The sequence below is a fragment of the Coriobacterium glomerans PW2 genome (assembly GCF_000195315.1).
GTDB classification, from domain to species: Bacteria; Actinomycetota; Coriobacteriia; order Coriobacteriales; family Coriobacteriaceae; genus Coriobacterium; species Coriobacterium glomerans.
The window spans coordinates 1,936,588-1,960,730 of record NC_015389.1 but is presented as its reverse complement, the minus strand read 5'-3'; the positions used below and the strand labels follow the sequence as shown (position 1 = coordinate 1,960,730).

Here is a 24,143-nt window from a genome sequence, read left to right as displayed (position 1 = left end):
CTTCTCGGCTGCCGACGCTACTGAGGCTGCCGGCCGAGGTAGGCGAGGATGCCGCCGTCGACATAGATGATCTGGCCGTTCACGAAGTCTGAGGCAGGCGATGCGAGAAAGACCGCGGTTCCCACGAGATCCTCGGGCGTACCCCATCTGCCGGCAGGCGTTTTGGCGCGGATGAACTGGTCGAAGGGATGCGGTGCGCCATCGGGCTGCACCTCGCGCAGCGCAGCGGTCTGCGGGGTGGCTATGTATCCCGGACCGATGCCGTTGCACTGGATGTTGTGAGCACCGAATTCCGAGCAGATGTTGCGTGTAAGCATCTTGAGTCCGCCTTTTGCCGCCGCGTATCCGGCGACCGTCTCGCGGCCCAGCTCGCTCATCATCGAGCAGATGTTGATGATCTTGCCGCGCCCCTTTTTGATCATGTCCGGGAGCACCGCTTTGGACACGATGAAAGGCCCGCTCAGGTCGATGTCGACTACTTCGCGGAAATCAGCCGCGCTCATCTCGAGCATGGGCTCCCGTTTGATGATTCCCGCATTGTTCACCAGAATGTCGATGCTGCCGAGCTCATGGTCGATCGTCTTGACGAGTTCGGCGATCTCGGACTCCTCCGTGACATCGGCGAGATAGCCGTGCGCCTCGATGCCGAGTTGCGCGTACGTGTCAACGGCTGCGCGCAGCTGCTCGGCATCCCGCACATTGAACGCGATGCGCGCTCCTGCGGCGGCAAAGGCCGTCGCGATCGCCATGCCGATGCCGTACGCCGCCCCGGTGATCAGCGCGACACGATCGTCCAACCGAAAGCTATCCGGGGAAAATGTTCCAGCAGTCTCCATGATTCCTCCCAAAACCTACGAGACCTGAGTATGAACCATTGCGCCGATGTCGGAAAATCGTACCAGTTCCGGCACAGGAGCATGTTTCTAGTCAAGTCTAGTAAACCGGTTAAGTCAAGCTGTTTTTCAGATTGATGTCGTACTTACACAATCTCGAAGCAAGGCGGCATAGTTCGTACCGCATGTCCGCCGGGCTTTCGCCCAGAAACAAAGACTTTGCTGACAATACACCATGTACATGAGTCAATTCGGCAAGTATGGTCGCTGTCTTCAACGGTCTCATGTCAACCGCGTGAGATATCGGTAATCACTCGCATGCGGCAGCTCAATGGGGCGGGAAGTGCGCGCGCAGCTCACCAATCGACATGCCGAGATCGAAGGATAGCTTGAAGTGAGCCACTTCGGATTAAAATGTTACTATCTGTCTAATTAAGCTCTGCTTATCTACCGTTCATCCCATTTTTCCGACCGTTTGCAACAAAGTACACGGTTTTCAATTTTTATAGTGCCAAGAAGAATTAAAAACAAATAACGTAGAAATCCAATGTTACAGAGAAAGATCAAACTAGTTTACTTGAACTTGAATTTGGATTGAGAGGAGGTGCTGCGCTTTGCGATGTCGTCGAAAGCTCCAACGCAGAGTCCAGTCCGTGTGGGCAAGGCGCTAAAACGCTGCTGACGTGTAGTGGCTGATCGACTTGGTCAGAAGATTCAGCGCGAGCCGTTGCGAGGGGAGTGGTCGGCGAGTCGCCGTTCAAGCTCTTTGAGGTGTTATGCGCGCATCGGTAGAAACCAGTGTTAAAAAACGTCCTGTCCGTTCATCACCATAAAGAATCGAAACGAGGGTAATCGAAGGGTTGTTTCGTTTGAATCCCAATCATGAGATCTGGAGGTATCTGACAAGATGATGCTCTGCAGCAAATCAGAAATTGAAAAGCGAATCCAGCTGCTCATCGATAACGAAATCCACTTGTGTGATCCTACCGGTGAGTGTTTTGTGCGAGTCGCTGATGGCTCCCTGATTGATAACAAAAGTTTCAATTTTTGGGAATGGACATCGGGAATCGGATTATACGGTTTGATGAAGTATTACATGCTGAGTAATAATCCTGAGATACTCGAGATCATCAGGAATTGGTTTGAAATCAATTCAGTATGACCCCGGTGGAAAAGAACATCAATACCGCCGTGCAAATGTTGACTTTGGCATATCTGTATGAGGAGACGCACGACAAGGCCTATCTTTCACACCTTTGTGCATGGGGGGATTGGCTTTATTACGATCTACCTCGTACACAGCGAGGCGGATTCCAACATGTCACCTATGGCGATTTGAATCAAGATGAGATGTGGGTCGACACTCTGATGATGAGCATCCTCACGCTGGCCAAGCTCGGTAAGGTACTTCATCGCCCCGAGTATACCGAGGAAGCGAAAAAGCAGGTTCTGCTGCACATTCAGTTTCTGCAAGATAAGAAGACCGGATTGTGGTTTCATGGTTGGAGTTTTCTCAGAAATGATAATTTTTCGGGGGCGTTTTGGGGAAGAGGAAACTCTTGGGTAACGATTTCATTTCCTGAGCTGCTTGATCTCTTGGATTTGCCGAGAGGAGACAGTTTCCAAGAGTATCTGACTACAATTTTGAAGTTTCAGGTCGAGGCTTTAGAGAATTATCAAGATGAAAGTGGATTGTGGCACACGCTGATTGATGATTCGAGCAGCTATCTAGAAGGGTCTGCTACGGCGGGCTTTTCGTACGGCATCCTTAAAGCCGTTCACGACCATCGAATAAGTCGACGACATCGAGAGACCGCGATGAAAGGGATCCAGGCTCTGCTCGACAATATCGATGACACCGGTGTCCTCGGAAGGACATCCGGTGGCACTCCGATAGGAGAAACCAAAGAGTTCTATAACGACGTTCAAATATCTGCTATGCCCTATGGTCAGTCGATGGCGGCTCTGGCTTTGACGGAATACCTTAAAGAATTCTATTGATGCTGCACGCACTCGAATTTCGGGCTCGATGAAACTTTTGCAGCGATGGGATTCTTAGCACGTGATCTGCCCAAGCGGTCGGATCCGATACTGAACCGTTGCACGGTCATGCATCATCACGAGGGGAGACAATGGAATGGAATCGGTTGTGATAGAAAGTCCTGCAGATACAGCGGAGGGCATGAAAGTTGTCAAGGCCACGGCACGCGTATTCGGTTGGAAAGACAAGATCGGATACGCATTTGGAGATCTTGGAAACTGTTTCATCCTTGGACTGGTAAACAGCTTTTTGACGATCTACTACACGAACGCATTGGGCATATCTGGAGCGATCGTTGGAATTCTGTTCTTGAGTGCGCGTTGCATCGATGCATTTGCCGACGTCACGGTGGGACGAATCGCAGATGTCGCTCCGTTGCAAAAGGCCGGGCGATTTCGCCCGTGGATCCGATATGTGAAGTATCCGTTCTGCGCGATAACAGTTATTTTGTTTCTCCCAATGGTGGGGAATTGGCCTATGGCTTTTCGTCTCGTGTATGTTTTCGTCACGTATCTCGTGTACGGCATCCTGAATTCATGCATCAACATCCCGTACGGCTCCATGGCCAGCGCTATAAGCGACAATCCGGATCATCGGGCCTCTCTATCGACATCGCGTTCCGTCGGATCTGCGATCGGCGGCGCAACGACTGGTTTTATGATTCCTCTTCTGGTGTACAAGGCGACTGTCAACGGCCAGCAGACGGTGTCTTCCATGCGCTTTTTCATGGTTTCGATCATGTGTGCCGTTATCGCGTTCATTTGTTACAACATGATCTATGCCATGACGACGGAACGCGTTCAGGTCCGCAAAACGCAGAAGGTTTCAGCTAAAAAACTGGTCAAAGGCCTGATTACGAACAAGGCATTAATGGCGCTGGTCGTTGCCGATTTCTTTTTAGTGATCAACCAGAATCTCTCGGGGACGCTGGCGACGTATCTGTTCACAGATTATTTCAGAAACACGCAGGCATTGTCGATTGCGTTGCTGTTCACGTTCGGAACGGTCGTTGTGCTCGCGCCGTTTGCAACGAAGCTGATCAAAGCTTTCGGTAAAAAAGAGGCAAGTATAGCGTGCCTGGCATTCGGAACCGTCATGTATCTGTTGATGTACGTTATGCATATCACAGATCCTTGGGTGTACTTGGTCCTGCTGTTTCTGGCAACATTGGGCTCAGGGATGTTCAATTTGATGGTATGGGCTTTTATCACCGACGTAATCGATTACTGTCAGTTTTCCACTGGGTTCCGGGAGGACGGGACTGTCTATGGAGTCAATTCATTTTCTCGAAAGCTCGCTCAAGCTTTCGGCGGCGGCCTCGGCGGCTTCATGTTGGCTGCTATCGGATACGTATCTTCGACATCGGGAGGAGCCGAGCAGACAGCAGCCGTCATCAATCGAATCTATGCCATCGGAAACCTGATCCCCGCCGGTTGTCTTTTGCTTGGCATGTTGACGCTCATCTTGTTTTATCCGCTAAATAAAAAGAGGATCGATGCCGTCGATGCAGAGCTGGCTGAACGGCGTTCTCGGGATATAGCCGAACAGGAATCAAGCAAGAGCGCTTAGCCGCTGCGCTGCACGGATGATAAGGATCGGATACCTATTTCACAAATGATTCCAACCTGATCTAAAAAAGGGAAATGAGATTCTGAGTATGAGAGAAGACTTTGCGGTTCGCGGCCATGATATTGCAATCAGAGATGATATTTTGGGACTGGCAACAGCCTTACAGGCAAGAGAGCTGCGTTCGCTTGCGTTCGCACCGGCTTTGTCATTGCCGGAGATGACTGACTCCGGCGAGCACATCAATGTCGGTCTTGCGAATTACATTCGCCGCATGCTTGCCGAGCGTGATGTGGAGATCGCGACGTTAAGCTGCTATGTGAACATGATTCACCCTGATGCATGTGAACGAGCCCAATCGGTTGCACGGTTGAGCCACTACTTGCAGCTTGCCCCGGAGTTCGGAACGCGAATAGTCGTGACCGAGACAGGTAGCGTCGATCCGAATTTCGCGTTCACAGAAGACAACTTCGGTGATGAGCCATTCGCTGCCCTGTTGGACGCCATTGCACCGCTCCTCCAAACCGCTCACGAAAATGGTGTTTTTCTTGCCTTGGAACCCGGAATTAATCATCCCGTATATTCGCTAGATCGTGTGGAAGACGTACTGACATACTTTGGTTATGACGCCGCACTGAAGCTGGTACTCGATCCGGTCAGTTTGATTACGCCTGGTCATGATCGGGCTGATGAAATTCTGAGGGAAGGTTTCTCCCGATTCGGGAGACAAATCGTCGCAGTGCATATTAAAGATTATGAGTGGACGCCGAACGCTTCGAGACTGATAAAGCCGGTGTTACCGGGTACGGGCCATGTTGATATGCATCAGCTCATTACGATTGCGCAGAGCTGCCAACCCTATGGCATCAAATGCTTTGACGAATTGGGCAACGACATGCTTGATGAGGTTCTTCGGATGCCTTGGATCAGTAAATATCAGTAGCTTGAGCTTTCATCGGAGACCTTGCGATCGTGCTGGCGCATGAGACAGCGAGGATCTGGATTTTTACACATCCAGATCTCGGCGATCGAAGACGACGATCGCCACGCCGAGCAGCGCGATGCCGCCTGCGCCGAGCAGAGCGGCATGCGCGATCGATGCGCCGTCGGCCGCCGCCAGTCCGTAGCAGTCGAACAGCGTCAGGGGATTTACGTTCTTCAGGAACTCGAATCTGTCGCCCACCTGAGAAATCATCTGCATGAGCAGAAACAGGATGCACAGGCTGCCCCCGCACCAGCGCGCCGCGCCGGCGCCGGGAAGCGCGCAGGCCGACAGAAAGCAGACGCCGCTGAAGAATATCCACAGCGCAAACAGGCCCGCATTGGCGCGAACGAGCGGGGCGACGGCGAGCTTTCCGGGAAGCATCGTCGCCGCACACGCCAGCTCGACCCCCGTGATCGCGCAGAGCAGGCCGATGAGCGTGGCTGCGAGCACACCTGCCATGCTGAGCACGATGGTCTTTCGGCTCATCGGCGTCGCGAGCAGATAGGCCATGCTGCCACGATCGAGATGGCGGATGATGAGTCGGTTTACCAGCAGCATGATGAGCGCGAGGGGCAGCACGGTGAGTAGAAATCCATACAGATAGTTCAACATGAACCCGATCAGCGTCGTTGCATGCGTCGACATGCCGAAGGCAGCGAAGATCTGCGGCATGCTCGCCGCCATCTCGTCGAGGGTTCCTACTAGCTTCGGGTCGAACATGCTCATCACCATGGCCACGTACACCGCTATCACTGCGGCGAAGATGCCGACGACCGTAAGGCTTGCCCGAATCTCCCGGGCGAACAGCGCCCTAATCATGTTCGTTCTCCTTCTCGACGATCTCGTCGCTTCCGTATAGATGCATGAAAAACTCCTCGATCGGCTGCTCGCGCACCGTGAGATCGGCGACGCCGAAGCCCGCAAGATCCTTCACAAATTCGTCCATCTCGCCGATCACCTCGATCGAGGCACCCGTCTCACCGGTGCGCGCGGTCCTCGGATGCGCGGTGAGATAACGCTCGCGCGTCGCCGTGTCGAGGAAGCTCACCTCGAGCGTTCGCTTGCGACTCCGACGGACGTCGTCCATGCGCTCCACCGCCGCCAGCCGGCCGCCGCGGATGAAGGCGACGCGATCGCAGGTGCGGTCCACCTCTTCGAACATATGGGAGGACAGCATGATTGTGGCACCCCGCCGCTTCTCGGCGAGCACAAGGTCGATGAAGCGCTGCTGCATGAGCGGGTCCAAGCCGCTTGTGGGCTCATCGAGCAGCAGCACATCCGGTGAGCCCATGAGCGCGCAGATCAGACCGACTTTTTGTTTGGTGCCCTTCGACATCTTGCGGATCCGTGCGCGCAGATCGAGCTCGAACAGCTCGGCAAGCTCGTGCAGGCGCCTGCGGTCCTGAAGTTGTTTCATGCGAGCCATGAACTCGAGAAAACCGCTCGCGCTCATCTCGTCCATCATGGAGATCTCCCCGGGCAGATAGCCGAGCCTCGCCTGGATGCGCGGTCGGGCGGCGAAGCAGTCCATGCTCTGGATGGACGCGCGTCCGGCGTCCGCTCGGATGAATCCCATGAGATGGCGCATCGTTACCGTCTTGCCGGCGCCATTGGGTCCGAGAAAGCCGAACACCTCTCCGCGCGTCACCGAGAAGCTGACGCCGAACACGCCGCGGCCTCGTCCGTAGTCCTTGACCAGACCGCTGACGTCGATCGCCGTGCGGTCCGCCATCGCGGTCTCGCTCATCGGTATTCCTCCTTGTATGCATAGGCCTTGAGCATGTCGCACCATTGTTCGAGTTCATCGAGGAGCATGTCCAGGTCGATGCGGCGTCTGAGACAGCGCTGCTGGTGCAGATAGCCGTCGCAAAGCCAGATGAGCTGGTCGACCACATGTCGGACGTCCACGTCATCACGAAAGCGATCGAAGCGGACGTTTTTGAAATAGATTCTGAGCATCTGGTCGATCTGCTGCTGGTTCCACGCGTTCAGGACATCGCGTACCGCTCGGTGCTCGGGGTAGAAGACGCGCAGGAAAAAGTCGAAGATCCAAGGGCACCGTTCGAAGACCGCTGTCTTCTTGCGAGCCGCGTAGCCCAACAGCTCGAAGAAGTCATCGATCCGATAGAACTCTTCATCGGCGACGATCGCCTCCATCCGTTCAGTGAAAAAGTCGATCAGATAGAGATAGAGCGCGCGCTTGTTGCTGAAATAGAAAAACAGCAGGCCTTTCGAGATGCCGGCCTTCCGGGCGATAGCTTCGGTGGAGGCCTTCTGGTAGCCGCAGCGACCGAACTCCTCGATGCCAGCCGACGCGATCGCTTCGCGCCGCTCATCGGAGAGGCGGTCCAGCCTGTCGGCAGCGGTGACGATCTCTCCCATAGTGGCTACCCCCTTCTCGCATGGCTTGTCGCCGCGTGGTTGATCAGCTCTCACGTGCATGCTATACCGTTGACTCGTTTTTGGAAGGGGTCCGACGCGAAAAGGCCGAGTTCTCATAAGGTACAATCAACATTGTCAACTTCGATGGGAAATGATGTATCGATGATCTACACGCTCACGCCGAATCCGGCAGTCGACCTCAATGAGAGCTGCGATGTGGTTGCCGCGGACACCGTTGTCAGAACCCGTGATGCCGTCTTCACGCCCAACGGCAAGGGATTGAACGTCGCCTTCACACTCAGGCGATTCGGTGTGCCCACAAGGATACTCGGTTTCTTTGCGGGGTTTACCGGAGACTATATCATCGCGGGTGCCCAGAGAATGGGCGTGAGCGTGATACCCGTGAAGTGCAAAGGCATAACACGCGTGAACCTGTTCGTCTCCGTCGGCAGCGGCGAAGAGTACAAATTCGTGAACGAGGGTGCAAAAATCGACGCGACCGCGGAGCGCGAGATGATCGAAACCATTCTCGACGTCGCAGATCTCTCATGCCTGTCCATTTCAGGATCGATGCCCCCGGGAGCCTCGGTTGACCTGCTTGATCGGCTTGTCGATGCCGCACGCGATCGCGATGCGGAGGTCGTGCTCGACACATCGAGCGAGAGACTGGCCGAGCTCATCCGAAGGCGCCCGCTCCTTATCAAGCCCAACGACGATGAACTGCGCGACGTGTTCGGCCTTGACGTGCGAGACGATGCGACCGCACGCGCCGCGCTCGCGCGCCTGCATGAAATGGGGGCGCGCAACGTTCTGCTCACGCTGGGAGCACATGGAGCTTACTTCTCGGACGGCTCGGCGATATGGCATGCCGTCCCCGCATTCGAGCCGATGGTTCTGTCCACGGCATGCGCGGGCGATGGTGCGCTCGGGAGCTTTCTGTCAATCTGGTTCGCAGACCGCTCACGCGTCGAGGAGGCGCTCGCTCTCTGTCAAGCGGTCGGTGCCAATGTGGTCGAATCAGCCGGACTGGGTGATTTCTCCTGTGTTGAGGAGTATCGGTCTCGTATCTGCGTGAGACGTCTGTGAGCTTTGCTCCGCTCATCGCCGAGGGGTCCGAAAAAGTGCATCGTGCGGAAGCCGGTGCACTTTTTCATGATGATTCACGATAAAAGACAGTATCAGCATAGTATTTAAATCAGTATGTTCATCTAATATAGTATTATTTTTGGCATGATATCCTACCTCATGTCCAGCATTTTATCAAATATGTTTGACATATGGATCAATTAAAAACCCTTCATTACCTTGCCTTTTCTGTAGTATCTGTGTGTAAATGAAAAGTGTTACTGTTTTTACCATAATTATATTTATGATATCGCTATGCTTTGTTTATTGGATTAATCACTATAAGTTTTACCATCATAGACCAGTTGATCTTCGGTTGTGAAATGATGATTTGTAAGAATTACCTAACAAGATGACGTTAGAGATAAGTGGGAGCTCAACTATGGAGCAGCTGATCACATACTACGATAACCTGACCGAACGCGAGCAGCGGGCCTTTGGCTATGTCTATCTCAACCAGCGCTCTGCAGCGAAGATGAAGAAGAAAGAGCTCGCAAAGAGCGCGCTCGTATCAAAAGATGTCATATCCAGCCTGATTCGCAAGCTGGGTTTCGACAAGTACAGCAGCTTCATAGAGTTTCTCAACAATGACGATGAGCGCATGCTCCCCATACGCCACAGGGCCATGAAAGTGCTCGAGGTTGCTCCTCCGAAGCCAACTGCCGCGCAGCAGAGCGGTATCCTCCGCAAGAGCGGGAAGGCGATCTGCAAAGCGCGCTTCATCTACATCCTCGCTGAAGGGGACAGTCGCCCGGTCGGCTCATATCTCGAGTATCTATTGCTGACATTGGGTATCAAATGCCTTCTCATGAGAGATTTCAGCCTCGCTGATGCTCTTACGAGGGCTATTTCAAGCGATGAGCTACTCATTTTGATTTCTCCGTCCGGTGAGACCCCCGGTCTTGTGGACGCTGCACGTATCGCGCGAAGAGGTCATGTGAAGACGATATCGCTGTCGGCCATCCCGGGCAGCCGAATCGCTCGATACAGCAGTCTGAACCTGTGCTGCAAGCTCGAGCAGGAGGAAACCGGCGAGCTGGGCGGGAACTCACGAATGGACATGCTCTATCTCGTCGAGACCCTGATCGATGGCGTGCAGCGGGCGCGCAAGAGCCGCTCGAATCACAGCGACTAGCGTCGGCGCGCTTCATCCGCTTTTGGCGGACAGCAGATGATCATGGCTCAGTGCAGGTGATGGTCAAAAAAGCTCACAATAAACGGCATCAGTATCATCGTGATGATCGACGCGGTCGCGCACTGCGCCGCTGCGACAGGTACGGCCCCCTCGAAGGCGCGGTCGGCAGAGGCGATGATAGAGGGAGTCAAGGCTGAGTTCGCCGCGACGGTTCCCATCGCGACCCCGAGAGGGGTTTTCTTTTTCAAAAGGACGTTGTACACGATTTGGATAGCGATACCGACGCCTATGGCAAGCACGGCGAGTGCGATTCCAGAGGCACCTGCGGTAAACAGTACGCCCAGGTTTGAGGTGGCACCGATCGCGAAGCTCAGAAATATCATGATCACAGGCTCCGATCTGAGGCAGAGGCACCGGAATTCGCGATCACAGTTGCCCCAGACGATCCCGATCAGCACCGGGATCGCAGTTCCGATGAGATCACCCATGGAGAATTGCGCTGCGCCGGAGAGCCCCATGATCACCATGGAGCCCATCGGCCCGTTTTTGAGCGCAAGGACCGAGACCGCTCCGACGTCGGTCGCATCACCGTATTCGCCGCTCAGCGCGATGTATAACGAGCTGTTATTGCTTGGAATCGCGCAGAAGAGCACGAACGGGCTCAGACCGAGAACACCAGCGGAGCCGAACGCAGCGTTGACGCCCCAGCCGAGTGCCGCTCCGAAACCCAGTTTCATACCGAGCAGAAGCGCACCTTTGTACAACGGAAGACCCGCCTGCCGGATATTTATCTGCGATCCGCAGATTATGAGAAACAGGCCCATGAGCGTCTGGCCGCCTTTGCGCAGCAGCGCGGTGGCCGGGCCCCCGACTCCGAGCGCTCCGGGAAAGATCGTATTGATCAGCATAGCTGCGACCAGCGGTACGATGATCTGGCCGCCGGGCACCTTTTCCATCGCTCTCATTTCGAAGCGCCGACCCGGATTCCGCCGCAAACGTCTTCGAGAATCAACCGAGTTACAATTCGCTTCGCGGTTTCGTCATCGCCGACCATGCCGCCTTTGCCGACGATTCTGAGGCCATCATGCGGACCGCCCACGATAGCGCCGAGGTTGGCCTGCGGCTGCACGGAGTCGATGAATCGTATGCCCTCTGCCCCTATAGCCTTGAGCACGGCAAACAGGGTGTCACCACCGGTCATCGATATGCCGCACAGATCGTCTGCGATGCGCTGATCGCTCAGGACCTCGCGCACGATCGAGGCGAGCCCGGAGGTCAGCCGTGCCGATGATGATCCTCGCGTCATCTTGCGCGCTGTCTCGATCGATGAGAGATCGATCCGCATCGAGCTGACGGCGGTCTCGACGACGACGACCTGCGCAGCGCTGCGTGCGAGGGCATCACGAATCTTGCGCACACCGCCGCGAATAGCCGTCGCTCGCATCTCGTCGTCCAGCAGCTCTTGTGGCGATATCGATACGATTTGCACGCCCTTCTCTTTTGCCAGCTTTCCGATCTGCTGTCTCGTGAGCTCGGTTGCGCTACCGGCGACGACGAGAACTCGATGCCGCGCATCGGCGATAGAGGCCAAGCGCGGGGATCTCACGGGCAGACGGTCGGCAGATCCGAGACCTCGACAGATCGCCATCTGCTGCGTCAGAGCGCCGGAGTCGACGCAAACCACGGCTAGATCCATGTCGGTGACAGCTTGGGCGATCGCGCGAACATGAGCGGTGGTGATCGCATCGATAACGATGATTCGGCTGCCCGCATGCGACTGCCTGTCGATGGCTCGCTGTAGCTCGCTGCGGCCGGCGAGCACGCACCCCAGATGGATCTCACCGACTTGACGCGTGCTCTGAGATGCCAGCAGCGTCGGAATGTGCGATTCGCGCACCGGCGAGAGCACATCGCGAGCAGCATCGGTTTCAGAAAGCGCCTGGCCGTCAATGAGGGCGTAGCCCCCGACCGTGATCCGTTTCGATGCGCTCAGCGTGTTCGCGACGATCGCCGTGTGATCGTCGCCGATCTCATCGAGCAGAGCGTCGATCTCCACGCCGATCCCGCCGCGATATGTCGTGTCAATGCGCTTCGTGAAGTGAACGGCACCGTGGGAGGCGAGGGCGCGGTAGGTGTCACGTACACGCTGCTGTGCCTGCCTTGGGGGCAGATTGCGGCTATTTGTGCTGATGATGAGCGCTTCATAGGACTCTGATCGCGGCATGCGCGCCGCACTCAGGTAGGACACGGCGCGGATACCGCTCTGCGCGAGCATCACGCCGGAGGTCATGGTCAAATCATCTGTGATCACTCCGAGTTTATCCAAGCGACGCATCCTCCTTTGCCGAGCCGAATCCGATACGGCACGCAAGACATGTCGGTTGGTATACCCATCTGGATCATCACATGGTCTGATCGCGCTCTTCTCGCTCAAACGCCACAGCGTCGCATGCTCCGTCTGAGCGCTCAGCACATCAGCAGGCTGAGTTCATGCGTGGCGCTCGACGGAGAACCGCTCGAGGCGAACGCCGGGTTCACTCGGATCGATGCCGCCCTTGCGTGCGGCGATGCTCACTTGGTCCTCGACGCTGTCCACCCCATCGAGATCGGGCAGAAGCAGGCCGCGACGCCCGTCGCTTCCGCTCACGATCACACCGAAGCGAGAAGGATCGAGCTCGTCGATGCTTGTTACCGGTTCGGGCGTCCCCATGACATCGACATCATAGACGAGCTCGTCGAGTTCATCGATGCTCACCGGGGGGAATCTGGGATCTCGGCAACCGGCGGATACCGCGTTATCGATGATTTCGTAGGCGAGATCTGCATGGACGGGCTCGATCGTGCCGATGCAGCCCCTCAGCTGACCATGTTTCTTGATCGAGACAAAAGCTCCCGACCGTCTTCCGAGTAGCTCGGCTGGCGTATCGTCTGGCAGAATCAGCGCGGTGCGTTCATGGACATAGTGCTCAAGGGAGGTCCGTGCGAGGCGTACAAGAGGATCCTCGTTTTCACGCAAGGTGCGCATCTCCTGTTCGTGGCTCTGCTCGTATCGGCTTCCGTAGGCGCGCGCTTCATCTGTACCCGGAGCATCGATCGGTGTGAACGCCCCGATGCCGTATCCCACGCCGAACGGTCCCTCATAGCAGAGAAGCTCGGATGTGATGGGCGTGCGATCGAGTGTGCCCGCCATGATCTGAAAGGATCGCAGTCCGCACTCGGCGGCTCGCTCTGCCAGGGCCGGATCTATCGTAAGCAGACGATCGAGCTCGCCGCTCTGAAACGTCTCGCAGACAAGCGCATCGAAGACGGAGCCTTCTTCAGCGAAGCCATAGGGTCCCTCGGAGCTGAGCTTATGGGAGAGATCCCCTGAAGCGATCATGACGACGCGTCGAGAGAGGGCGTCAGCCGAAGCGAGCACAAGCTGTCCGAGATGGTAGTGATCGAGTGGCGAGAGCCCCGAGAGACTGATCCGCACCAATCTGAAGTCGCGATAGCTCTCCTCGATGAAGTGAAGCGGAACGAGCACGCCCCAGTCGAGATCCTGCGCGGGCCCGCCGAAGGTGCCCGCGCGCAGGCCGTCGCGGTCGGCGCGACGAGACAGCTCGTCGACGAACTCCTCATCGTAGCGCACGTTCGATCCGTCGGATTCGTCGCCGAATTGCGCGAACGTGCCCCGTGCCCCCGATCCGGGGGCGATATGCAGATAATCGGCAAACATTGGGGAGTGCGGGCTCGACAACACGATCGTCTCAGGCTCGAGCTCCGCCACGCGGCGCGCGACTTCGTGATATGCCTCGACGGTAGACGATATCTCGTGTTCGCGGCCATGTCCTATGCGCGGGAGGATGAGCGGTGGATGGGGCAGCGCGAATGCGGCGAGAACAGGCATGGAATCACCTCGTGTACAACAGATGCCTACGAATTGGATACCACCCTTATTCCCGATTGCGATCGAATCACAATCTGATTCCGCCGAAAGAAAAAGAACCATGCAGGTCGCAAGGGAGCCGCTCGAATGCTGAGCGGCTCGCGAAAACAGTTCGCTACCTCGCAGGAGGAGCAGGCAGGGCTATGCAGCTGCCTCAGTTTGATCGATGAGACCGACCGATCGCGAAGGCATCAGTTCCCCGAGCTTTGAACCGGTTTCTTATCGGGGTCGGTGCTCGGCTGGGGATTCGGGTCGGGCTTTGGTCCCCTTGAGATGACGACGGTGATCGTGGTGCCGCTCTTCTGGTTCAGTTTCGGGTTGAAGCTGATCACATAGCCCCTCTTCACGGTGCTGTCATACTCAAATGTCGTATTCATGCCGAAACCCTTGGATTTGAGCGCATCGCTCGCCTGTTGCTCGGTCATGCCGCTGAGATCGGGAACGAGTACGGTGCTGGGCTCTGCCGGGCCGGTCGAGATCGTATAGCTCACCGTGGAACCGATATCGACCGAAGAGCCCGATGCGGGATCCTGCTTGAAAACCTGCCCCTTCGTTGTATTGCTGGTATCCTTCGAGGCGCTGCCCTGCAGGTTGAGGGACTTCAACTTCGCCTCGGCCTGTTGCTGGGTCAAACCGATAAGGTTGGGAACTGTGACCTGTTCGGGCCCGGTCGAGACCTTGTAGTCGATCGCAGACCCCTTCTTGACGGATGTGCCCGCCGCTTGGATCTGCTGGAAAACTTGGCCGATCGGAGCGTCGTTCGACTCCTCGGTCGGATTGGGGACCAAACCCTGATCAGTCAGAAGCCTGCTCGCTTCATCTTTGTCCTTGCCAACGATGTTGGGGACCTGAACGGTCTCATCGGGTTTGGCTCCCTTTGAGATCGTGATGGAGATCTCGGAGCCCTTCGCTCTGCTCTGAGCACCCTTGGGAGTCTGGTCGCAGACCTTGCCCTCCTCGTAGTCGTTGTCGAACTGGCTCGATATGGGTTGGTGGACCTTGAAACCGCTGTCCTCGATCTTCTTGATGGCCTCCTCCTGGCTCATATCGAGCACGTTGGGTACCTCAACCTGCTGCGTCTGGCCGAACAGATTCGTCGCGAAGATCGTGATCGCAGCGATGAGCACGATCGCGGCTATGATGCCCGCGATGATCTTGCCACGACGCCTCGGCTTGCGCTCGTAGGGACCCGAGCTCGCCTGCTCGGTCGCACTCGGTCCCGCGGCGGCGTCGCGTACCGGACTCACCATGGTTCTGGTCTGATTGCCCAAGAGGTCGGTTTCGGTCGTCGCGCCGATCGGTGCGACACCGAGCACGTGGGTTGGTTCGGGGATGTCGACCGTGCGACCGGCAAGATAGCTGTTGAGTGCGGCGCGAAGTTCCTCCGCGCTCTGGAACCGGTCTGCAGGGTTCTTCTCCATGCAGCGCAAGATGATGCGCTCGAGGTCCGCATCCACGGCTGGATTTACCTGTCTGGGTGCGACGGGTAGCTCGTTGACCTGCCGAAGCGCGACAGAGATGGCATCGTCGCCGTCGAAGGGAACCGACCCGGTCGCGCACTCGTACATGACTACGCCGAGCGAGTACAGATCCGACGTCGGCCCGAGCTCTTGACCGCGCGTCTGCTCGGGTGAGACATAGTGGGCCGTACCGAGCACGTTGTTGTCTTGCGTGAGATGGCTGTTCTTGGCTCGAGCGATGCCGAAGTCCATGACCTTGATGTTGCCGTCGGGCTGAACCATGATGTTTTGCGGCTTGATGTCGCGGTGCACGATCTCGTGCTTGTGAGCGACTGCAAGAGCCGAGCAGATCTGCGAGCCGATCTGCGCGACCTTCTTTGAATCGAGCGCGCCGTGAGCTCGGATTCCGCTTTTGAGATCGGTACCGCGCAGATACTCCATGACGATGTAGTACGTGTCACCGTCTTTGCCCCAATCGTAGACGCCTACGATATAGGGACTCTGCAGACCCGCGGCGGCGCGGGCTTCCTGCTTGAAGCGCGCCGCGAATGTTGCGTCCGATGCGTACTGCGGCAGCATGATCTTGACGGCGACCGAGCGATCCAAGACCTTGTCCTGCGCCCGATACACCGTGGCCATGCCCCCGGTGCCGATCTTATCTTTGAGAAGATATCTTCCTCCAAGGATCCTCTGACCCATGCTGCTCTCCTATCCGATGCTCTCGGGCATGCTGTTTCCATCTGTCATGGTCCTCACGACCCCTGTACGGCAAGTGCTGCGGCAAGGATCTTGCCTGCGACCGATGCGGCTGTGACGTTGCTCTCATAGTAGTTCTCGATCACCACCGAGATGGCGACGGTTGGGGTGTCATAGGGGGCGAAGCCGACGAATGTCGAGTTCGCATTCTCTTTCGAGGCCAAGTTGGTCTCTCCGGTTCCGGTCTTTCCCGCCACCTTGACGCCTTTGATAGCGGCTTCTCGTCCGGTGCCGCGCTGGACGACATCGAGCATAGCGCTCTTCACCTGATCGGCGGTACCTGCGCTCACCGCCTGACCGAGAGATCGGGGTTGCGTCGATTTGATGACGGTCCCGTCTGGGGCCAGAATCTGACCGCAGATATAGGGATCCATGGCGATGCCGCCGTTTGCGATCGCAGCGGCGATGACGGCGTTTTGCATCGTCGTCAGCTGCGGACCGGGCTTGTGGCCCTGCCCGACGGGCTGTCCTGCGCCCGCCCAAGCGAGTTCCCACGCCTTCATCTCCTGTGGCTTGGGCATATATGAGGCGCTTGTGGAGAAGTCCTGCCCGAGTGATTGTCCGAAGCCGAACGCCTTTGCGAACAGTACGAGCTTGTCTGCGCCAAGTTTGCCCGCAACCTGGCCATAGACCACGTTGGAGGAGACCTCGAATGCCCTTCGCAATGAGACGGTTCCGAAGTTCGCCCTGTTGACATTTGTAACGTCTGCTCCGCCGATGTTCATGGAGCTCGGAGAATTGAATTTCGTCTCGAGCGTCGCGGTGCCCGTCTCGAGCGCAGCGGAAAGGGTCACGACCTTGAACGTGGAGCCCGGTGTATAGAGCGCCTGCGTCGCCCGATCGAACATCGACCCCTTTGACTCATCTGATCCGCTGTTCAAAACCGCAGCGATGCTATCGGAGTCAGTGTTGTCGTAGGTGGGCGCATTGGCCTTCGCGATGACTGCGCCGGTACGCGGATCGAGCACGACGATGGAGCCCTTGAGACCCTTCAGGGCCGACTCGGCGGCCTTTTGGATACGCGAGTCGATCGTGAGCTTCACGGAGTTTCCGGGTTGCGCGATGCCTGCAAGCGAGCTCAGTGCGTTCTCCCAGCTCGAATAATCTTTTGAGCCGCTCAGCGTGCGATTCTGCGATTTCTCGACACCGGTTGCACCGTAACGCTGTGAATAGTAGCCCACGGTATGGGCTGCCAGGTTGCCGTTCGGATAGGTGCGCTTGTAGGTGCCGTCACCTTGGCGCAGCGATTCAGCGAGTGTGACGCCATCGGAAGTGATGATGGATCCGCGCTTGATGCGCTGCGTGCGCTCGATGGTATGGTTGTTGATGCTCATGTTGCGATACTCGTCCGCTTTGATGACTTGAATGTATGTCAGGTTGGCGATGAGCATGGCGAACAGAGCCGTGAACAGCACGACCGTGCGCGTAAGGCGCTTTGCGAGCGCGACCCGTCCCAAGACACCGGATTCGGGGGTCTCGAGCAGGTGGCGCCGCATGCGCGGAGTAGGTTGCGCATGAGAGCCGACCCCGCGCGACCGCGCGCGCGGTCGGGCGTCGGTCGAGGGAATCGCTCTCGCGTTGCCAGCGGTGGTGCCCGGATTGGGTGCGCCGGGTGCGCTCGCCAGCGCTTTGACCACCCCGGAGCCAGCCAGCTCCGCCTCGCGGCCGGTTGCCTCATCGCCGGCTCGCATGAGCAGTGCGATGATGACGAAGCTCGCCAGCAACGAGGTGCCGCCTTGGCTCATGAAGGGAAGCGTGACGCCGGTGAGCGGGATGAGGCGGGTGACGCCCCCCACGATGAGGAAGGCCTGAAACGAGATCGCGGCCGTGAGACCGGTCGCGGAGAAAGCCGCGAGATCCGACTTCGCGCGAGCAGCGGTGGTGAGACCGCGGACGGCGAAGAGCATGAAAAGCAGAAGAACGGCCGCGCCACCCAGAAGACCCATCTCCTCGCCGATGCCGGAGAAGATGAAGTCCGAGCCGACTACGGGAATCTTTGTCGCAAGTCCCTTGCCGATGCCCGTTCCGACGAAGCCGCCGTCGGCGAGTGAGAACAGCGACTGGACGATCTGCATTCCGGAACCGGAGGGATCGGCGAACGGATCCATCCAGATCTCGAAGCGGGTGCGCACGTGGTTCAGGACCTGGAAGGCACCGGTTCCACCGATGACCAGCAAGACGATACCGATGATCACATATGAGATGCGTCCGGTGGCGGCATAGAGCATGATGAGGAACAAGGTGTAAAACAGAAGGGCGCTACCGAGATCGCGTTCGAACACGACGATGAGCACGCATATCGCCCAGACGATGAACAAGGGCATGAGCAGGCGCAACCGAGGGAGCTTGAACCCCAGAATCGAGTGGCTCGAGATCGAGAGCAGCTCGCGGTTCTCCGCGAGGTATCCGGCCAGGAACAAAACGATGAAGAACTTCGCGAACTCGCCGGGCTGAATGCTCGCGATGTTGCCGATGTTGATCCACAGCTTCGATCCGGAGATCTCGGTCCCGATAAACATCGGGAGCACCAGCAGCAAGATACCGATGAATCCGAGCGTGAACTTGTATCGCTTGATCATATCGAGGTTCTTGACGACAGCGAGCGTACCGATCATGAGACCGATCGCGATAAACAAGTAGATGAGCTGGTTCATGGCAAGGGACGGTTCCAGCCGCGTGACGAACGTGATCCCCACGCCGGAGAGGATGAACACGATCGGCAAGAGCGCCGGATCGGCACCGGCCGCGAAGATGCGAACGGCGATGTGAGCCGCGGCGAAAGCGGCGAACAAACCGATCGGAACCGCCAGGGCCTGGGCCGATAGGGACGATCCGATGGCGACGACGTACATCGCATAGAGCAGCGTCACGGGAAACGCGGCTGCGACCAGAAGAAACAGCTCGGTGTTGCGGCGCGAGCTCATTGCGCATCGCCTCCGTTCGTGGGAGCGAGCGTGCCGGCGAGTCCGCTTTCATCCTGATCGAGCGTATCGCCTTGCGCGGGATCGCCCTGCGATTCCGCGGTGGCATCATCGGATGGGGGGGTAGCAGGAGAATCCGCCGACGGCTCCGGCTCGTTCTTGTTCTTGCGAATCGCCGCGGCGTCGTTCGCCTGACGGGTCTGCTCCTCGTCGATCTGCTTGCGGTATTTTGAGATGGTGTCCATCGCTTCATCGTAGCTTTTCTGCGGGATTCCGCCTTGGAGGCGAGCTCGCGTGTCCTCGGGGAGATCTTCGAGCTTGATCGACGTGGTGTCCTGAAGCCAGCTGAACTTGAGACCCATGAACGAGGAGGGCACCCCCGAGTAGATGGCGACCTTGCCGCTATTGGAACCGAGGTAGGTCGAGTTCGTGACGAGAAAAAACGCGATGCCGACGGCTGCCGCGATCGTGAGAAGAAGCGAGCATGCCGCGATGATCAGGTTGCGTCGCCGCCGACGCAGGATCTTGCGGAGCCGTCCATCGTCTACGACATCGATGACCAGTACGGTCACGTTGTCTGATCCTCCGTGCGCGAGCGCCGCGTCGACAAGGTTGTCCGTGCAGATCTGAGCCGTATCGGACTGGATGGAGATCCTCTCGATCTCCTCGTCCGGAATCATGCTCGACAGCCCATCAGAGCACAGGATGAGACGATCCCCCATCTCGATGTTCAGCTGAAAGTGGTCGGCATACATCGCCGGATCCGAGCCGAGTGCACGCGTGATGACCGATCGATTGGGATGGACGCGGGCCTCGTCGGCTGTGATCTGGCCAGCGTCGATCAACTCCTCTACGTAGGAGTGATCGCGCGTGATCCGGATGAGCGTTCCCGCATGCAAGAGATAGGCGCGAGAGTCGCCGACATGGGCGATCGCCACGGTCGTGCCCTCGATGTAGGCGGCGGTCGCCGTGCAGCCCATGCCGGGCTTGCCCAGGCCGTTGGCCGCCGCCTCGATGATCGCGGCGTTCGCCGCCTCCACCGAACTGCCCAGCAGCGCCGGATTGGCCGAGGGCGGCGCAGTCTTCGATATCGTTTTCACAGCGATCGAGGAGGCGACCTCGCCGGCGGCGTGTCCCCCCATTCCGTCGCAGACGCAGAACAGAGGGGACTGAACGAGATAGGAGTCCTCGTTGTGCGTGCGCACGCTACCGACATCTGAGCGCGCGCCCCACATCAGCGCCGTGGTCGTGCCCGCATCATAGGTCGAATCGGTCTCCACCCGCTCGAGTGAAATCGGCTCGAAGTCCATGGTCGAGTCGGGAGCACCGATCCTCGTCTCGATAGCCGACGAATCGATCTCAGCCGTGTCCTCCGGGGAGCTCTGCTGGGCTGCGCGCTCTCTGGTGTCCTTCGGTTGCGAGATCTCGTCTTTCCGATCCGGCTCCTCAGTCGTCTCGGATGCCGTCTCGCACGATGCGTCATCGCCTGAGGCCGGATCGGGCTGCTCGGTGAAATCCTTCTCGAAGGCGTCTGCGAGACCCTGCGTCGTCTGCTCCGGCGACGCACAGGACCCCTCCTCTGTCGAATCGATGCGCTTTTCTTCCGTCATCGGCGATTCACTTTCATGACGACATCGCCGATCTGCACCTCATCGCCCTCTCGGAGCGTGGTGGGATCGGAGAGCTCTTTGCCGTTCACGAGCGTGCCGTTAAGCGAGTTCAGATCCTCGATGATGAGCGAGGGCCCCTGCAGCGAGAAGCGCGCGTGCGATGCCGAGACGAACGGCTCGTTCACGCAGATGTCCGACGAGGGAGAGCGACCGACGATGACCGGACCGAGCATGTCCACGTGAATGCCCCGGATGCCGCGCGGTCCCTTGTCGACATCGATGGTCCAGATAGCCGAGTCGCGCCGCTGTCCGCGCACAAGCCCCACTCCGGTCTTCATGACCGCGAACAGGAAAATGTAGAGCAGAACGACCAGCGCGATCCTTCCCGCATACAAGACGATATCAATCATGCGGCGTATCAGCCCCTAAATTCAAACGTGTTGAGTCCGAATGTCAGCAAATCGCCGCTACGCAACGGCGACCTGCTGACCGGACGATTGTTGACGTGCGTTCCGTTTGTCGAGTTCAGGTCCTCGATCGACCAATCGGCGCCGGTGAAGGTCAGACGCGCGTGGCGACGCGACACGTTCGGGTCGCGCAGCGTGATGTCGGTCATGGAGCGCTCGCGGCCGATGATGCACTGGGCTTCGGTGATGTTGAAGATGTCGCCGGTGACGACATCGACGAGGTGAGCAAGCGGCTGAGCGGGGGCCTGCGGGGCACGCGAGCCGACCATGTTGACGGCGACGCTTTCGGCGCCTGTCGCAGCGGCCCCGCCAAGACCGAGAAGCTCGTCTCGCGGAACGGTCCTGCGGACGGGCACGACGGCAGGGTCCGGCGCGGTCGGTGCGAACGGGTCGGCGACCGCTGCACCTGCAACGCCTGCGGCGGGCTCGATCGGCGAGGGGACGCGCGAGCTCACCAGAGGAACGGATCCCCGCAGAGATCGAGGTTCGCGGGGATCGGCAGGCGTATCGCGAACCGGCCGCATCTCCTCGCCGCCGCCCGCGGACAAGCCGCTCTGATAGGCGCGCTCCTCCTCATAGAGCCGGCCCAACGTCGGCGCATCGACGTTTTCCGCGAAGACGGTGAACTTGCCCTCCTTGAGCGACGGATCGACCATGAAACGAACGAGAGGCTCTCCGATGAGCGCGAAGCGCTTCTTCTCGATCTGCGCTTTCACGAAGTCGCTGACCTCGCGCGCCAGTTCGATATAGTAGGGCGACAGCAGGGGATCGTCTGCACTTGCGACGAGAATCGTGTACAGAGCGGGCGCTGTGTTGACCCCATCCAGTGATAATGTCTGCTGTTCCATCTCGCGGGCCGCCCGCTTGGCGAGCTTCTTGAATGAAAAGGGCGCCCGGGAAGCGCCGAATATGCTCGCCACGTGATCCTCGAAGATATTCAGGAAGTTCACGAGCTATCACCCTCCGATTAGCTTTTGCGATATCCAAGTACTCGTACACATAACCAAACAAGTATAGAGGATAGAGTCGCCACGCATATCCGCAGGAGGAAGCCCAGCAGTCCCAGGCTGGCAATTTCCATAGGGTTAGCAAGAGCGGGAAGCAAAACGACCATAATTCCGGGAACGAGGCACGCTGGCGCGAGAAGGCCCGTGCCCCGATTCTCTCGCGCGCGCTCCCAAAGCGATTCAAGCACAAGGCTCGTAAGCGCAGCCGCCGCGGAGAGCGCCGCGATCGAGATCCAGAGCATGGGCGCACTCAACGCTCGCGCCGCCGCGAACGCGTCCAGCGCGCCGCCGCCGAAGGAGACCGCAAGCATCAGACGGGAGAAGGCGATGCCGAGCGCGCAGGTGCCCGCCGCTGCGATCGGCGGGAGGAAGTAGGCAGCCACCACAATCGCCAGACCTGCTCCCAGCGTGGCATCGCCGCAGATGAGCGCAAGAGCACTGAGCGACACGAATACCGCGGACGCAGCCGTCCATACCCGACCGCATGCATACCACCAGCCACCCACGAGCGCAAGCGCGACAACCGCTACGGGGAGCACCGAGAAGATCGCCGTGTGATCGAGTATCGTCATCAGGAAGCCCGTGGCGAGAAGCACGGCTCCGATCGGCGGTGCCAGGCCCGCGATCGCGCCGATGGCAGCCGACTCGATGCCGCACAGCAGATAGCCGCCGACGCCTTGGATGGCACCCATGATCTGCAGTATCCGGAAGAAGACGACCGCGACCGAGATTGCTGCGATGGCGCCGACGACGATGTCGCGGGCTTTGTCAAGCCTGCTGCCCAAGGTGCCCTCCGCAGGATCGAGGCGGCGCTCCTGCTCCGCGCCTTGCGTCTTCGTCGATGAGGCGTCCTCTCCGTCGGATTCCTGCTCCTCGTCAGATGCGAGGCGCACAACGATGCTCGACAGGCTCTTCCCTCCGGGGCGCACCTCGCCCAGACCGTAGAGGAACAACGAGCCGAACTCGTTGACGCTGCCTAGGCGGTCTTCCGGATTCACGCGCAGAGCCCGCAACAGCGCATCCTCCGAATAGGACGATATGTCGGGGAGCAGAACATGAGGCGCGACGATATCCTGCTCCATTCGCTTGAGGGACTCCTCGGTGGTTTCTGCGCGAAAAGGACTGGTCGAGCAGAGTGCCTCATAGAGCACGCAGGCAAGTGAGAACACATCGCTTCTCTCGTCGACCCGCTCGCCCCTGAGCTGTTCTGGCGACATGTAGTCGACCGTGCCGCCTCGCGCCGATCCGAACCCCGCCGCGCTGGTGAGCGTCGCCATGCCGAAGTCCGTCAGCTTCACATGGCCCTCGCGATCGATGAGCACGTTGGCGGGTTTGATATCGAGATGCAGCGCACCGTTCTCATGCGCATAGGAGAGCGCTTGCGTGAGGGCGTCCGCGACGTATGCCGTCTCATCGAACGTCAGCGAGTTTCCCTCGATGCCCTGGAGGAGTTCCTCGAGCGACAGGCCGTTGATGTATTCCATGACCAAGTAGGCATAGGTCTCATCGTAGGAGAAGTCAAAGACCGTGACGATGTTGGGATGAGGCAGCAGGCTCGCCGTGCGGGCTTCGGCGAGTGCGGTGGCGATCGTCTCCATGGGCTCGTTGCTGCCCGGCGGGGCCAGGGGCATGCGCTTTATGGCGACGCGACGCTGAAGCCGCGCGTCGAGACAGATCTCGACCATGCCGAACCCCCCTGCGGCACGCGTCGCGATCGGACGGTAGCGCCTGAGCAGCGAGGAGGCTCTGGTGCTTGCTGCAGCAGGTCCGGTCACGGTGGCACCGGTGGTATGTTGCGAGAGGTTCGGCATGATCTTCCTCTGAGGCGGCTGAGTTTCTGACGAGCTGCGCAAAACTGGCTTACAGAACAACTATTTTAGCACGCACCCCGATCGCGCCCGGATGTCTCGTGCGCCCGAGTCGTGTT

General features: G+C 58.3%; 19 protein-coding genes. 6 read left to right on the top strand and 13 right to left on the bottom strand.

Translation table 11 applies throughout. The features are described 5' to 3' along the window. Positions 1 to 17: 17 nt before the first annotated feature. Entirely contained in the window at positions 18 to 836 is an 819-nt protein-coding gene (locus CORGL_RS08570) for a gluconate 5-dehydrogenase (protein ID WP_013709509.1), read from the bottom strand. 904 nt (positions 837 to 1,740) lie between these two features. Between CORGL_RS08570 and CORGL_RS10155 the strand changes: the two genes are divergently transcribed. The 4 genes from CORGL_RS10155 to CORGL_RS08555 all read left to right on the top strand — a co-directional run bounded on the left by CORGL_RS10155 (position 1,741) and on the right by CORGL_RS08555 (position 5,383). Beyond that, on the top strand, positions 1,741 to 1,995 hold the full coding sequence (locus CORGL_RS10155; protein ID WP_216476088.1) for a glycoside hydrolase family 88 protein: 255 nt from the start codon (positions 1,741 to 1,743) through the stop codon (positions 1,993 to 1,995). Between the two features lie 5 nt (positions 1,996 to 2,000). Continuing rightward, positions 2,001 to 2,834 (top strand): glycoside hydrolase family 88/105 protein, encoded by an 834-nt coding sequence (locus tag CORGL_RS08565; protein ID WP_216476087.1) that lies wholly within the window; start codon positions 2,001 to 2,003, stop codon positions 2,832 to 2,834. 181 nt (positions 2,835 to 3,015) lie between these two features. Further along, positions 3,016 to 4,443 (top strand): MFS transporter, encoded by a 1,428-nt coding sequence (locus CORGL_RS08560; protein WP_049777764.1) that lies wholly within the window; start codon positions 3,016 to 3,018, stop codon positions 4,441 to 4,443. Positions 4,444 to 4,531: 88 nt separating this feature from the next. Next, positions 4,532 to 5,383: a sugar phosphate isomerase/epimerase family protein gene (locus tag CORGL_RS08555; RefSeq protein ID WP_013709507.1), complete on the top strand. Its 852-nt coding sequence runs from the start codon at positions 4,532 to 4,534 to the stop codon at positions 5,381 to 5,383. A gap of 63 nt (positions 5,384 to 5,446) precedes the next feature. On the opposite strand, the gene CORGL_RS08550 is transcribed toward CORGL_RS08555, so the two are convergent. The 3 genes from CORGL_RS08550 to CORGL_RS08540 are packed head-to-tail and all read right to left on the bottom strand — an operon-like array spanning position 5,447 to position 7,807. After that, positions 5,447 to 6,244 (bottom strand): membrane protein, encoded by a 798-nt coding sequence (locus tag CORGL_RS08550; RefSeq protein WP_013709506.1) that lies wholly within the window; start codon positions 6,242 to 6,244, stop codon positions 5,447 to 5,449. Next, entirely contained in the window at positions 6,237 to 7,172 is a 936-nt protein-coding gene (locus tag CORGL_RS08545; protein WP_013709505.1) for an ABC transporter ATP-binding protein, read from the bottom strand. Before CORGL_RS08545 ends, CORGL_RS08550 begins: the two co-directional genes overlap by 8 nt. Further along, on the bottom strand, positions 7,169 to 7,807 hold the full coding sequence (locus tag CORGL_RS08540; protein ID WP_013709504.1) for a TetR/AcrR family transcriptional regulator: 639 nt from the start codon (positions 7,805 to 7,807) through the stop codon (positions 7,169 to 7,171). The genes CORGL_RS08545 and CORGL_RS08540 overlap by 4 nt, the downstream gene beginning before the upstream one ends. Before the next feature lie 144 nt (positions 7,808 to 7,951). On the opposite strand from CORGL_RS08540, the gene CORGL_RS08535 reads away from it, so the two are divergent. Both CORGL_RS08535 and CORGL_RS08530 read left to right on the top strand, forming a co-directional pair. Next, positions 7,952 to 8,893: a 1-phosphofructokinase family hexose kinase gene (locus tag CORGL_RS08535; protein ID WP_245526906.1), complete on the top strand. Its 942-nt coding sequence runs from the start codon at positions 7,952 to 7,954 to the stop codon at positions 8,891 to 8,893. A 421-nt stretch (positions 8,894 to 9,314) separates the two neighbouring features. Then, complete coding sequence (locus CORGL_RS08530; RefSeq protein ID WP_013709502.1) at positions 9,315 to 10,067, top strand: MurR/RpiR family transcriptional regulator; 753 nt, start codon at positions 9,315 to 9,317, stop codon at positions 10,065 to 10,067. 47 nt (positions 10,068 to 10,114) lie between these two features. On the opposite strand, the gene CORGL_RS08525 is transcribed toward CORGL_RS08530, so the two are convergent. The 9 genes from CORGL_RS08525 to CORGL_RS08485 form a co-directional block, all read right to left on the bottom strand. Beyond that, on the bottom strand, positions 10,115 to 11,023 hold the full coding sequence (locus CORGL_RS08525; protein WP_216476086.1) for a 2-keto-3-deoxygluconate permease: 909 nt from the start codon (positions 11,021 to 11,023) through the stop codon (positions 10,115 to 10,117). A gap of 5 nt (positions 11,024 to 11,028) precedes the next feature. Continuing rightward, positions 11,029 to 12,393, bottom strand: a complete 1,365-nt coding sequence (locus CORGL_RS08520) for a four-carbon acid sugar kinase family protein (protein WP_013709500.1) — start codon at positions 12,391 to 12,393, stop codon at positions 11,029 to 11,031. Positions 12,394 to 12,555: 162 nt separating this feature from the next. Next, a complete protein-coding gene (amrA, locus tag CORGL_RS08515) occupies positions 12,556 to 13,956 on the bottom strand; it encodes an AmmeMemoRadiSam system protein A (RefSeq protein WP_013709499.1) in 1,401 nt (466 codons plus the stop codon). A 230-nt stretch (positions 13,957 to 14,186) separates the two neighbouring features. After that, the gene (pknB, locus tag CORGL_RS08510) at positions 14,187 to 16,154 is read right to left on the bottom strand and encodes a Stk1 family PASTA domain-containing Ser/Thr kinase (RefSeq protein WP_013709498.1); all 1,968 of its coding nucleotides are present in this window, start codon (positions 16,152 to 16,154) and stop codon (positions 14,187 to 14,189) included. A 53-nt stretch (positions 16,155 to 16,207) separates the two neighbouring features. Then, positions 16,208 to 19,135 (bottom strand): FtsW/RodA/SpoVE family cell cycle protein, encoded by a 2,928-nt coding sequence (locus CORGL_RS08505; RefSeq protein ID WP_013709497.1) that lies wholly within the window; start codon positions 19,133 to 19,135, stop codon positions 16,208 to 16,210. Further along, positions 19,132 to 20,742, bottom strand: a complete 1,611-nt coding sequence (locus CORGL_RS08500) for a Stp1/IreP family PP2C-type Ser/Thr phosphatase (protein WP_013709496.1) — start codon at positions 20,740 to 20,742, stop codon at positions 19,132 to 19,134. Before CORGL_RS08500 ends, CORGL_RS08505 begins: the two co-directional genes overlap by 4 nt. Continuing rightward, positions 20,739 to 21,152 (bottom strand): FHA domain-containing protein, encoded by a 414-nt coding sequence (locus CORGL_RS08495; RefSeq protein WP_013709495.1) that lies wholly within the window; start codon positions 21,150 to 21,152, stop codon positions 20,739 to 20,741. Before CORGL_RS08495 ends, CORGL_RS08500 begins: the two co-directional genes overlap by 4 nt. An 8-nt stretch (positions 21,153 to 21,160) precedes the next feature. Beyond that, a complete protein-coding gene (locus CORGL_RS08490) occupies positions 21,161 to 22,159 on the bottom strand; it encodes an FhaA domain-containing protein (protein WP_013709494.1) in 999 nt (332 codons plus the stop codon). Positions 22,160 to 22,176: 17 nt separating this feature from the next. Further along, a complete protein-coding gene (locus CORGL_RS08485; protein ID WP_013709493.1) occupies positions 22,177 to 24,027 on the bottom strand; it encodes a serine/threonine-protein kinase in 1,851 nt (616 codons plus the stop codon). Between the last annotated feature and the right edge of the window lie 116 nt (positions 24,028 to 24,143).